The following is a 12,217-nucleotide window of genomic DNA, read 5'->3' on the forward strand; positions in this document are numbered from 1 at the left end:
CAGCGCGAACACGTGGCCTGCCGCAGGCGAACACCGCAATCTGAAACAGGGGACGCCTCACGTGGCGACCCACCACCTCAAAACCAGGTCACTAGCGCGTGGCCGCCAGACGCAGTCCGCCACAGGCGCGCAAGGCGCTGTCGACGAGGGCCGGCAGGACCGGCCGGCCCGGCTCCGGGGTGAGCCGGGCCAGGCGGTGCATGGTCAGGGCGGCTTCCCACGCCGAGGTCTTCGCCGGCGAACCGCCCCACGAGACGGCTTCGAGTCTCGCCCAGAGGTGCGCGCCGAACCCGAGGTGAATCGTTCCTTCCCGGGCCGCCTCCTCGGCGAGGGCCTCACGCACCGCCGTCAGGAACGTCACGGCGTCCCCCGGCCCCAGCGCCTCGACGACGATCCGCAGGTAGGGGGCGATCAGACCGGTCGCCTCCGGCCACTCGGACTCGTCGCCGAAGCGCTCGCGCAGGTGTGCGTACAGCGGGTGTTCCATGCAGTGGGTCATGAAGGCACAGATACGTTTCCTCGCCCCGCGATCACCGTGGCGACACGCCGAACGCGCCGTGCCGACGCCCGTATGGAGGCGTGCCGCGCACTCACGGCCCCCGTCGCGGGACGAAGGGCCGCCGTCCTCCGAAACCGGCGGCGCGCCCCCCCGGAGCAGCGGGCAGCGGGCAGCGGGCAACGGACGGCCGGGAGGGCCGCCAGCGTCTCAGGCGGGCGAGGGCACCCGTTCGGACGGAGGCGGCGGTCCGGGTGGCGTGCCGTCGCCGAAGGGGCGACCGCCCAGTGCCTCCCGCCCGTGGGGCGAGAGCCAGCCCTCGGTGGCGGGGCCACGGGGCACGATCCCGGTCGGGTTGATGTCGTGGTGGACGACGTAGTAGTGCCGCTTGATCTGCTCGAAGTCGATCGTGTCGCCGAAGCCCGGCGTCTGGAACAGGTCCCGCGCGTAACCCCACAGCGCGGGCAGCTCCGTCAGCTTCTGCCGGTTGCACTTGAAGTGGCCGTGGTAGACGGCGTCGAAGCGCGCGAGGGTCGGGAAGAGGCGGACGTCGGCCTCGGTGATGGTGTCGCCGACCAGATAGCGCCGCCCCGTGAGCCGCTCCTCCAGCCGGTCCAGCCGCTCCCACAGTTTGCGGTACGCCGTGTCGTACGCCGCCTGGCCGCGCGCGAAACCGCACTTGTAGACGCCGTCGTTGACGTCGTCGTACACCTGCCGGGCGATCTCGTCGATCTCGTCGCGCCACTTCTCCGGGTAGAGCTCGGGGGCTCCGTCCCGCTGATGGGCCGTCCACTGACTGCCCAGGTCGAGCGTGATCCGCTCGAAGTCGTTGGTCACCACCTCGCCGGTGGGTACGTCGACGATCGCGGGCACGGTGATGCCGTGCGGATAGCCGGGCTCGCGCCGGAAGTACGCCTCCTGGAGCCGTTCGATGCCGAGGACGGGGTCCCTGCCGTCCGGGTCCAGGTGGAAGGACCAGCTGCGCTCGTCGTGCACCGGCCCCGCGATGCCCATCGACAGGACGTCCTCCAGGCCCATGAGCCGCCGCACGATCGCCGCCCGGTTCGCCCACGGACAGGCCCGCGCGATGACCAGCCGGTAGCGTCCGGGCTCCACGGGCCGGCCGTCCCGCCCGTCCGCGGTGATCCGCGTCGTGAGGTAGCTCCGGTCGCGCTCGAACGCGCCGTCACCGTCACCGGCCATGCTCCGAGCCCTCCTCGTCCGGCATGCGTCAGGGCCGATCCGATCGGCCACGCCCGGGCGGCTACCCGCGCCGGCCCGTACTACGCGCCCCCGGCGGCGGCCGTCGGGCGCGGCGGCGGGGCGGAGGTGCCGAAGGCGCGACGGTAGGCGGCGGGCGAGACGCCGAACGCCGTCCTCATGTGGGCGCGCAGCGAGTTGCCGGAGCCGAGCCCGGCCCGGTGCGCCACCAGGTCGATCGGCAGATCGGTCGTCTCGAGCAACTGCTTGGCGAGCTCCAGCCGCTGCGCGGTGAGCCACTGCACGGGCGTCATGCCCACCTCGTCGCGGAACCGGCGCGTGAAGGAGCGCAGGCTCATCCGGGCGTGCTCGGCGAGCCGGGCGAGGGTGAGCGGCTCCGTGAGGTGTTCGAGGGCCCAGGCGCGGGTGGCGGCGGTGCCCGCCAGGGTGGGCTCCGGGACCGGACGGTCGATGAACTGGGCCTGGCCGCCGTCCCGCCAGGGCGGTACGACACACATGCGGGCGGCGCGGTTGGCCGCCGCGGCGCCGTGGTCGCGCCGGATCATGTGCAGGCACAGGTCGACGCCGGCGGCCACGCCCGCGGAGGTCAGGACGTCGCCGTCGTCGACGAACAGCACGTCCTCGTCGACCTTGACCCGCGGATAGGCCCGGCGGAACTCCGGTGCCAGGTTCCAGTGCGTGGTGGCCGGCCGGCCGTCGAGCAGCCCGGCGGCGGCCAGCACGTACGAGCCGGAGCAGATCGACACGAGCCGGGTGCCCGGCCTGATCCGAGCGATGGCCGCGCGGACCTCGGACGGCAGCGGGCCGCCCCGCCCCAGCTCGGGCATGGCGTGGGTGGGCGGCAGGACCACCGTGTCGGCCGCGGCGAGCGCCTCCGGGCCGGCCGCGGGCTGCACGGTGAAACCGGCGTCGCTGAGGACCGGCGCGCCGTCGGCCGTGCAGACGGTGACCTCGTACAGCGGGCGCCCCTCGGCGTCCACGGCGCTGCCGAAGACCCGGGACGGGATGCCGAGCTCGAAGGGAGGAACGCCCGGGAGCGCGAGCACGGCCACGCGGTGCGGTCCGCCGCGCCCCGCCGCCCCCCGGTCCTCCTCGCCCCACCGGTCCCGCCGGTCGCGCTGGTCCCGCCGGTCCCGCTCCTTTCGTACGGCCGTTCCCGTGACGTCGCTCATGGCCGGATCCTGACACATCATGGCCAGCTGGCCAATACCGTGCCGCGGCCGGGTGCCCGATCGTGGAGCGGTCGGACGACGACGGACACGGACGACGACGGACACGAGAGACGGGAACGAGGAGAACGCATGCGTGCGATGGTCGTGGAGCGCTGGGGCGGACCCGAGACGCTGGTCGAGCGCGAGGTGGAGCGCCCCGAGCCGGGCCTGAACGAGGTCCTGGTCCGGGTCCACGCCGCCGGGGTGAACCCGGTGGACTGGAAGACCCGCGCGAGCGGGGCGCTCATCACGTGGGGCGAGGTTCCGGTGGTCGGCTGGGACGTGTCCGGCACCGTGGAGGCCGTCGGCCCCGGCGTCGGGGTCTTCCGCCCCGGTGACGAGGTCTTCGGGATGCCGCACTTCCCGCGCCAGGCGGGCGCGTACGCCGAATACGTGGTGGCACCGGCCCGCCACCTCGCCCCGAAGCCGGCGTCCCTGACCCACGTGGAGGCGGCGGCGCTGCCGCTCGCCGCCCTGACCGCGTGGCAGGCGCTCGTCGACGCGGCGGACGTCCGGCCCGGTGAGCGGGTCCTGGTGCACGCCGCCGCCGGAGGCGTGGGCCACTTCGCCGTACAGATCGCCAAGGCCCGCGGCGCGTACGTCATCGGCACGGCGAGCGCGGCCAAGCACGACCTGGTACGGGAACTCGGCGCGGACGAGGTGATCGACTACCGGGCGGCCCGCTTCGAGGACGTCGTGTCCGACGTGGACGTCGTCCTGGACGGCCTGGGCGGAGAGACGGCCGAGCGCTCCCTCAAGGTGCTCCGCGAGGGAGGCCGGCTCATCACCCTGCCGGGCCCGGACGACGTCCCCGAGGCCCGCGACGGCGTCCACACCTCCTGGGTCCTGGTCGAGCCGGACCACCTGGGCCTGCGCGAACTCGCGGCCCTGGTGGAGCGCGGGGAACTGCGGCCGGTCGTCGACACCGTGCTGCCGCTCGCGGAGGCGTCGAAGGCCCACGAGATCGGCGAACGCGGCCGGACGACGGGCAAGATCGTGCTGACGATCGCCTGACCTGGCGTGGGGCCGGCCTGGCCTGACGGGGGGGGGGGCTGGCCTGACGTGGGCTGGCCTGGCCTGACTCGGGACTGGCCTGACGTGGGCCGGCCTGATCTGACCGAGCCCTCGGCTCCGGGTCTCGGCCCCGGGTCCCAGGCCCGGGGTCGGGCTCAGGGCCGGGGTCGGGCTCTGGCCGGGGCGGCCCGCCAGGTGGCTCCTCAGGGCGCGAGGCGGGCCTGGACCTGGCCGTCGGTGATCCGGGTCTCGAAGGCGGGCTGGGGCGACGTCGCCGGGCCCGTGACGTTCCAGCCGTCCTCCAGGCGGAAGGTGCTGCCGTGCCAGGGGCAGACGAGGCAGCCGTCCACGACGCTGCCGTCGGCGAGCGGGCCGCCCATGTGGGTGCAGCGCTCGGCCAGCACCCGCACGGTGTCGTCGCCCGTCCGCACCGCGACGACGGTCACCTCGCCCAGGGGAATCCGCCGGGGCCGGCCGGGGGACAGCTCGTCGAGGGCGATCAGCCGGTGCCAGCCGGGCGGGACGAGCGCCGCGACCTGCTCGGCGTGGTTGGCGCCCGCGGCCTGCCGGTAGGCGAGGTGCCCGCCGATCGCGCCGCCCGCCGCGATCGCGCCGGCGCCGCAGAAGCCCCACGCGCGGCCGCGCAGGTGGCGGCCGCGGCAGCGGGCGGTCAGGGAGCAGGCGTAGCAGATGACGCCCGTGATGTTCGCCGCCCCGTGCACCAGGCCGACGCGCATCTGGGGGCGGCGCAGCTCGGCCCAGTCGACCCAGCCGCTGATCGCTGCCGGGACGGCGCCGACGAGACCGGCGCCCACGAGCAGCCGCGCCGCGCGCCGCTGCCCGGGCACGAGGTCGAGGACGGCGGCCGACAGCCACGCGCCGATGGGGAACTGCACGAGCGCCGGATGCAGCGGGTGCCCCAGCCATCGCCCGTGCAGGACGTCACGGGCGTCGCCGAGCGGTAGCGCCCGTACGGCACCCCGCAGGACGTCCGCGAGCCGGTCGGCCCGCGGGGATTTCTCCAGCCGGGCCATGGCCCGCAGGAGGACGCCGGGCCCGTCGCCGGAGGGCAGTGCCGACCGCAGGACGTTGGGCAAGGTATTCATACCGCGCGTCTAACCGCACGGGACGAAGCGAAACGGACAGCCGCGAAACGGACACCTCCGAGCCGGGCATCCCGTCACTCGTCCGTCTGCTCGTCCATGTTGAGCACTTCCGGCGCGATGCCCCGGGCGGTCACCACCCGCGCGCTGCCCCTCACCAGGGCGTAACCGAGGCCGACCACGGCGATCCGGCCCGACGCGACCTGGTCGGAGAGCAGCCGCGACCGGTCGAGCAGCAGGTCGACGGTGAGCCGGATGTGTTCGTCCCGGATGTCGCTGTCGGCGGTGAGGCCCGCGGCACGCGCGGCCAGGATGCTCGACGTGACCCGCTCGACGACGTCGCGGACGAACCCTCCCGCGGAGTGGCCGTACTCGACGGCCTCCTGGGCCGCGGCGATCGCGCCGCACGAGTCGTGCCCGAGCACCACGACCAGGCGCGCCCCCAGCACGCTGGTCGCGTACTCGACGCTGCCCAGCACCTCGGTCCCCAGGCAGTGGCCGGCGGTCCGCACGACGAACAGGTCGCCGAGCCCCTGGTCGAAGATGATCTCGGCGGCCAGCCGCGAGTCGGAGCAGCCGAGGATGACGGCGAACGGAGCCTGCCCGGGAGCGAGCAGGGAGCGCCGGGCGGCGTCCTGGTTGGGATGCTCGGTCGTGCCGGACACGAAGCGCTTGTTGCCGGCGAGCAGCGCGTCGAGGGCTGCCACGGGAGAACTTCTGCTCATCTCTCCACCTGGGGTGCGAATGACCGGCCGGGCGCGGCCGCGCGTCCGTGGCCGGGTACGGAACACGGACCCCCGGTCGCGTCGGCACGTCCTCGGGCAGCGCGCTCGCCGCCGTTCCGTACGAGCGACCGCTCCGTACCACCCTGTCAGACGGCCCCGGTGCGCGCGAGTCGCGCCGGAGGGCCGCCGTCCGCCCGCGCCGTCGTGCGGACCCGTCCCGGCGCGCCGGCACCTCAGCGGTGGAGCAGGTCCGGCCAGTCGTACGGGACGCGGCCCGCCGGTCCCGGGGCCGGCTGCTCGGCCGGGTGGCCGGTCGGCGGTGCCAGGGCGGGGCCGGACTCGTACATGACGTCCGTGGCATAGTTCCAGTACCACTCCTCGCCCGGCTCGAAGCTCTGGACCAGGGGATGGCCGGTGACCTTCCAATGAGCGGTGGCGTGCTGCGCCGGTGACGAGTCGCAACAGCCGATGTGGCCGCACTGGGCGCAGCGCCGCAGGTGGAACCACCAGCCGCCCGCCTCGTCGCACTCCGCGCACCCGGTGCCGCTGGGCGGGACGCCCGGGTCGATGCCCTCGATCTCGGTCATGCGCACTCCCTCATACGGGCTCCTCGGCCGTCCCGGCCTCCGCCTCCGCCGTCGTCCCCGTCCCGGTCTCCGCCTCGTCCGCCACGTCGGGGGCCGTCAGCGGCAGCAGCACCTGGAAGCGGGTGTCACCCGGTACGGACTCGACCTGAAGGCTGCCGTGGTGCTTGTTGACGACGATCCGCCAGGAGATGTCGAGACCGAGCCCGGTGCCCTCGCCGACCGGTTTCGTCGTGAAGAAGGGGTCGAAGATCCGGCTCCGGATGTCCTCGGGCACCCCGGGGCCCGTGTCGCGGAACTCCACCAGGGCCCGGTCGCCCTCCCGGGCGGTGCGAACGGTCAGGGTGCCCTCCTTGCCCGTACTGCCCATGGCGGCCACCGCGTTGTCGACGAGGTTGGTCCACACCTGGTTCAGCTCCGCCGGATAGGCGGGCACGTCCGGGAGCGAGCGGTCGTAGTCCTTGACCACCCGGATCTCGGGACCGATCTTCCCCGACAGCATCAGCAGCGTGCTGTCGAGGAGTTCGTGCACGTCGACGTCGCGGTGCGGGGCGCGGTCGAGCTGGGCGTACTGCTTGGCCGCGTCCACCAGGTGGGAGATCCGCGCGGTCGAGTCGTCGATCTCGTCCATCAGCAGCTCGGTCTCCACCGTGTAGTTGAGCCAGCCGATCGCCCCCGGCAGGACGTCCTCGGCCACGGTCGCCGCGACCTGTTCCAGCCAGTCCGTGTCGAGGCCGGCCTGGACGAAGGTGGGCGCGAGCCGCCACCCCTCCGGAATGCCGTGGTCCTCCAGCCAGTCGGTCAGCTCGTCCTCCCGGTCGGACGCCTCCAGCGGCGTCAGCACCGGCGCCTTGGCGACGCGCTCCGCGGTGCGCTCCTGGATCTCGATGAGCTCGGCGAGCGCCTCCCGCGAATACGGGCCGCGGGCGATGAACGCGAGCTTGTGCCGCATCTTGCCCACCCGCTCCCGCAGCGCCGCCGTGGCGCGGACGGCCGCCGCGGCCGGGTTGTTGAGCTCGTGCGTGAGCCCCGCCGACAGCGATCCCAGCGCCAGCAGGCGTTCCCGCTGGCCGATGGCCCGCTGCGTGTTCTTGGAGCCGAAGAAGAGCCCCTCCAGCAGGTGCGCCGCCATCGGGAACCACTCCCGCATGATGTCCGCGAACGACTCCGCGGGCAGCACGAAGAACCGCGTCGGCTCGGTCACCCGCATGGTGTTGACGTACGTCTGCGGGACCCGGTCGCCCAGATACGCCTGCATGGCACCCGCGTACACACCGCGCTGCGAGGTCCGGCTGACCTCCACGTCGTCGCCGCCCACCCGCCGGTACAGGACGACGGTGCCCTCCACCATCACGTAGAAGCAGGTGGCCGGGTCGCCCTCGGTGTACACCGGGCCGGGTTCGAACCGCTCCATGCGCCCCTCGGCGCACAGCCGCCCGAGCTGCTCGGGGGAGAGTCTCTCGAAGAGGAACAGCGAACCGATCTCGTGCGGGTCACAGGGCATGTGCTCCGGCGCGCCGTCCGGCGCCGGCGTCGGCCGGGCGCTCATGACTGCTCCGGACGGCGGCTCATGACTGCTCCAGATAGCGGTGGACGAGCATGACGGCCATGGCTCCCTCTCCCACGGCGGACGCCACGCGCTTCGCCGACTCGGCGCGCGCGTCACCCGCCACGAACACTCCGGGCACGCTGGTCTCCAGGTGGTACGGCGGCCGGTCGAGCTCCCACTCGGGCGGCGGCGCGCCGTCCGGCGTGAGGTCGGGACCGGCCAGGATGAAGCCGTCCCCGTCCCGCAGCACCGTGCCCTCCAGCCAGTCGGTCAGCGGGGCCGCGCCGATGAAGACGAACAGCCACTGGGCGTCGACGACCTCGCGGGCGCCGGTCACCGCGTCCCGCAGGGTCAGCCGCTCCAGGTGCTCCGTACCGTGCGCCTCCTCGACGACGGTCCTCGGCCGCACGGTGATGTTCGGCGCCTCCTCGATCTGCTGGATCAGGTAGTACGACATCGACGCCGTCAGCGACTCGCCGCGCACCAGCAGCGTCACCGACTTCGCGCTCCGCGCCAGGAACACCGCCGCCTGGCCCGCGGAGTTGGCGCCGCCGACGACGTACACGTCCTGGCCCTCGCAGGACGAGGCCTCCGTGAGGGAGGAGCCGTAGTACACCCCGCGCCCGGTCAGGTCCTCGCAGCCCGGCGCTCCCAGCTGCCGGTACGACACTCCGGTCGCCAGGATGACGCTGTGCGCCGCGACCGCCGAGCCGTCCGAGAACCGCACGACGCGCGCCGGACCCTGCGCCTCGAGACCCGTGACCTCGCGCGCGGTGAGGATCTCGGCGCCGAATCTGCTCGCCTGGCGGCGGGCGCGTTCGGTGAGCTGCGCGCCGGACACGCCGTCGGGGAACCCGAGGTAGTTCTCGATCCGGGAGCTCTGGCCGGCCTGCCCGCCGGTCGCCGACCGCTCGACCAGTACGGTGCGCAGCCCTTCCGAGGCGCCGTACACCGCCGAGCCGAGCCCCGCCGGCCCGCCGCCGATGACGACCAGGTCGTAGAACTCGGCGGCCGGCGTGGTCGCGAGCCCCACCCGCGCGGCCAGTTCGGGCGGCTCCGGCGCGGTCAGCGCGGTGCCGTCCGGCGTGATCACCAGCGGCAGCCGGCGGCCGTCGGCCCCGGCCGCGGCGAGCAGCCGCCGACCCTCGGGCTCGTCGGACGAGTACCAGCGGTACGGCACCTGATTGCGGGCCAGGAACTCGCGCACCCGTGAGGAGGGCGCCGACCAGCGGTGCCCGACGACCTTGGTCGCGGGCACCGGCCGGTAGTCGCTGGACCGCCAGGCGCTGAGCAGGTCGTCCACGACCGGGTAGAGCTTCTCCTCCGGCGGGTCCCACGGCTTGAGCAGGTAGTGGTCGAGGTCGACGACGTTGATCGCGTCGATCGCCGCGTTGGTGTCGGCGTACGCGGTCAGCAGCACGCGCCGCGCACCCGGGTACACGCCGAGCGCCTGTTCGAGGAACGCGACGCCGTTCATCTGCGGCATGCGGTAGTCGGCGAGGATCACGGCCACCAGGTCGCCGCGCAGCTTCAGCTCGCGCAGCGCCTCCAGCGCGGACTCGCCCGACTCGGCGCGCACGATCCGGTACCCGCCGCCGTAGCGGCGCCGCAGGTCACGGGCGATGGCGCGGGAGACTCCCGGGTCGTCGTCCACGGTCAGGATGACGGTCCGTGCGGCGTCGGTGCCTGGTGCCATGCGTCTCCGCCCTGCCTGCTCCGGACGTCCGGCACGGCGAGCTGCCGGCGCCGGCTCCCGCCCATCGTATGTTCGATCTCGCGCGCGTGCCCGTGGCCGGTGTGGCCGCGCCGTCCGCCGCGATGTTCTTGATCACCTGCCCTGACGTACCGCCGCCCCGGACGAGACACTGACCGCAGCCGCATCGTCACCGTCGTCGACACAGGGAGACGCTCACGCCATGAACACGCCGGTATCGCGACCCGGAGCGGAACACCGCCCCGAGGAACCAGCCGTCCGGATCGGTGCCCTCGTCCCGCTGTCGCCGCCCGGGTGGGTCGAGGCCGGCCGACACCTGCTCGCGGGGCTGGAGCTGGCCGTCGGCGAGGTCAACGACGCCGGCGGGATCGACGGCAGGCCGCTCGAACTGGTGGTACGCGACACGGCGGCCGATCCGCGGAAGGCCGAGGCAGCCGTGGACGAACTGGCCGGCCTGGGCGTGGCCGCGCTGGCGGGGGAGTACCACAGCGTCGTCGCCCGCGCCGCCGCCGCCAGGGCCGACGCGCTCGGCGTGCCGTTCCTCTGCTCGTCGGCGGTGCTCGACGGCCTCACCGAGGAGCCGACGGACTGGGTCGCGCGCCTCCCTCCGGCGCAGTCGCACGGCTGGCGGCTCTACGGGGACTTCCTCCTCGGCGCGGGCCACAGGCGCGTCGCCGTGGCCACCCAGCCGAGCGTCTACTGGGCGGCGGGGACCGGGATCCTCCGGGACCACCTGTCCGCGCACGGCGGCACGGTGACCGAACTCGACGCGAACGCACTCGACCCGGCCGCCCTGTGCGACGAGCTCGTCGCACAGGGCGCGACGGCCCTTCTTCTGCTGGTCGGGTTCCCGGAGCCGGCGGTGTCGATCGTCAAGGCCGTCCGCCACGACGAGCGCCTGGCCGGGATCCTGATCGGTGCCCCGGCCGGGCAGCCGGAGTTCGCCGACTGGGCGGCGGCGCTGGGCGACGACGGTGCCGCCGTCCCGTTCCTGCGCTACCTGCCCGAGCGCCTCGGCCCGCTCGGCGCACGAGTCGGGGCGGCCCTGCGCGAGCGGCTGGGCGAGGCGCCGTCGTTCGTGGCGTTCGAGGGCTACGACGCCGTTCTGGTCCTCGCCGGCCTGCTGCGTGGGCACGGCCCCGACCGGGCGCGCATCGCCGCGTCCTGGCCGCAGGTCGCGGTGGAGGGGACGCGTGGGCGGATCCGCTTCTCCCGTGCGCCTGGCATTGGCGTGTGGCAGTGGACGTGGCCGCCGACCCAGGTCGTGGACCGGGATCCGACCCGACCCGACCGCTTCCGCGTCCTCCACGCCGGCTGAAGGAGCGAGGGGCCTCTCCGTTTAAGCGGTGACGAAAATGTGGTCGGCGAGGGCGTGCGCGGCGGAAGCTCTTCACGGCACCCGGCCGGGAAGCCCACCACATCATTCCTTCCGACGACGGGATGGCCATGACTCGTACGAACTCCGCCAGCGCAGTGCAGACCGAGGTGAGACCCGACGTGAGGCTCAACGGGAGGACGGAAGCGACGACCGAAGCGAGAGCCGAAGCGAAGGCCGAAGCGAGGGCCGCCCGCGGCCGAGCGGTCGGGGGTCGTCTGAAGGCCCTCGCGCTCGGGCTCACCGCGCTGGCCCTCGGCCTCACGGGGACCGTCGCGACGACCGCGCCGGCCGCCGCCGCGTCGTCCCTGATCCTCACCGGGCCCTCCCTTACCGGCGACGAGAGCGCCGAACTGATCAAGAAGGAGGACGGATTCCGCATCTGGGAGAACACCGATGGTTACGCCTGGGACTGGCCCTGGGGTGAGGACTGGGTCCACGGCAGCGGGTGGAGCGGCGCCGACCCCCGCGGCGTGTACTTCGCCGACCTCAACGGCGACCGTCACAAGGACCTGATCAACCTGTCGGGCGACAGCTTCCGCGTCTGGCACCACAACCAGAACTCGTTGCGCTGGAACCCGTGGGGCGACGAGTTCCGGACCGGCAGCGGGTGGTCCGGGCACGACCCGTCGAGCATCTGGTTCGCCGACATCACGGGCGACGGCCTGGCCGACCTGGTCGAGAAGAGCGGCGACACGCTCAGCTACTACCGGAACCTCGGTGGCGGAACGAGCTGGGCCGACGCCGTGACCATGGGCCACGGCTACGCCGGACGCGACCCGCGCTCCCTCTGGTTCGCCGACCTCAACGGCGACCAGAAGGCCGAACGCATCGAACTGTCCCAGGGTTCCTTCCTCGTCGCCCCCAACACCTTGGGCCACACGGGCGGTTGGCCGTGGGGCGCCACCAGCTACTACACCGGCAGCGGGTGGTCGGGCCACGACCCGTCGGGCATCTGGTTCGCCGACATCACGGGCGACGGCCGCGCCGACCTCGTTCAGAAGAACGGCGACGCCCTGAGGTACTTCCCCAACTCCGGCTCGGGTACGGGCGGTACGAGCTGGAGCGGCGCCGTCCACGCCGGCTCCGGCTGGTCGTCCGTCGATCCCAAGGGCATCTACTTCGCCTGACGGACTCCATGGCCCACGGGGGAAACGGGGGAGCACCGGGGGAACGGGGGAGCACGGGGGAAACGGGAACGGCGGCCCCGGAGCCGGTCTACGGC

Annotated in this window: 11 protein-coding genes; 3 read left to right on the forward strand and 8 right to left on the reverse strand. The window is 73.6% G+C overall.

From position 1 onward, the window contains the following. Positions 1-91: 91 nt before the first annotated feature. The 3 genes from ACFWJO_RS36610 to ACFWJO_RS36620 all read right to left on the reverse strand — a co-directional run bounded on the left by ACFWJO_RS36610 (position 92) and on the right by ACFWJO_RS36620 (position 2,889). Positions 92-487 carry a hypothetical protein gene (locus tag ACFWJO_RS36610; RefSeq protein ID WP_386872377.1) on the reverse strand — a complete coding sequence of 132 codons (396 nt, stop codon included), beginning with the start codon at positions 485-487 and terminating at the stop codon, positions 92-94. 219 nt (positions 488-706) lie between these two features. Beyond that, entirely contained in the window at positions 707-1,699 is a 993-nt protein-coding gene (locus tag ACFWJO_RS36615; RefSeq protein WP_386872379.1) for a glutathione S-transferase family protein, read from the reverse strand. 80 nt (positions 1,700-1,779) lie between these two features. Then, positions 1,780-2,889 (reverse strand): GlxA family transcriptional regulator, encoded by a 1,110-nt coding sequence (locus ACFWJO_RS36620; RefSeq protein ID WP_386872381.1) that lies wholly within the window; start codon positions 2,887-2,889, stop codon positions 1,780-1,782. A 129-nt stretch (positions 2,890-3,018) separates the two neighbouring features. On the opposite strand from ACFWJO_RS36620, the gene ACFWJO_RS36625 reads away from it, so the two are divergent. Further along, positions 3,019-3,942, forward strand: a complete 924-nt coding sequence (locus ACFWJO_RS36625) for an NADP-dependent oxidoreductase (protein ID WP_386872383.1) — start codon at positions 3,019-3,021, stop codon at positions 3,940-3,942. A gap of 203 nt (positions 3,943-4,145) precedes the next feature. Here the strand turns inward: ACFWJO_RS36625 and ACFWJO_RS36630 are convergent, their stop codons facing one another. The 5 genes from ACFWJO_RS36630 to ACFWJO_RS36650 all read right to left on the reverse strand — a co-directional run bounded on the left by ACFWJO_RS36630 (position 4,146) and on the right by ACFWJO_RS36650 (position 9,599). Next, positions 4,146-5,048, reverse strand: a complete 903-nt coding sequence (locus ACFWJO_RS36630; RefSeq protein WP_386872385.1) for a Rieske 2Fe-2S domain-containing protein — start codon at positions 5,046-5,048, stop codon at positions 4,146-4,148. A gap of 74 nt (positions 5,049-5,122) precedes the next feature. After that, positions 5,123-5,770, reverse strand: a complete 648-nt coding sequence (locus tag ACFWJO_RS36635) for a carbonic anhydrase (RefSeq protein ID WP_386872387.1) — start codon at positions 5,768-5,770, stop codon at positions 5,123-5,125. A 233-nt stretch (positions 5,771-6,003) separates the two neighbouring features. Further along, the gene (locus tag ACFWJO_RS36640; RefSeq protein ID WP_386872389.1) at positions 6,004-6,357 is read right to left on the reverse strand and encodes a UBP-type zinc finger domain-containing protein; all 354 of its coding nucleotides are present in this window, start codon (positions 6,355-6,357) and stop codon (positions 6,004-6,006) included. 10 nt (positions 6,358-6,367) lie between these two features. Next, positions 6,368-7,858 (reverse strand): ATP-binding protein, encoded by a 1,491-nt coding sequence (locus ACFWJO_RS36645; protein ID WP_386872397.1) that lies wholly within the window; start codon positions 7,856-7,858, stop codon positions 6,368-6,370. A 64-nt stretch (positions 7,859-7,922) separates the two neighbouring features. Further along, positions 7,923-9,599 carry an FAD-dependent oxidoreductase gene (locus ACFWJO_RS36650; RefSeq protein ID WP_386872391.1) on the reverse strand — a complete coding sequence of 559 codons (1,677 nt, stop codon included), beginning with the start codon at positions 9,597-9,599 and terminating at the stop codon, positions 7,923-7,925. Between the two features lie 220 nt (positions 9,600-9,819). On the opposite strand from ACFWJO_RS36650, the gene ACFWJO_RS36655 reads away from it, so the two are divergent. Further along, positions 9,820-10,935 (forward strand): ABC transporter substrate-binding protein, encoded by a 1,116-nt coding sequence (locus ACFWJO_RS36655; protein WP_386872393.1) that lies wholly within the window; start codon positions 9,820-9,822, stop codon positions 10,933-10,935. 179 nt (positions 10,936-11,114) lie between these two features. Next, a complete protein-coding gene (locus ACFWJO_RS36660; protein ID WP_386872395.1) occupies positions 11,115-12,122 on the forward strand; it encodes an FG-GAP repeat domain-containing protein in 1,008 nt (335 codons plus the stop codon). The last annotated feature ends 95 nt before the right edge of the window (positions 12,123-12,217 follow it).

It is taken from the genome of Streptomyces sp. NPDC127092 (assembly GCF_042722475.1).
Taxonomy (GTDB): domain Bacteria; phylum Actinomycetota; class Actinomycetes; order Streptomycetales; family Streptomycetaceae; genus Streptomyces.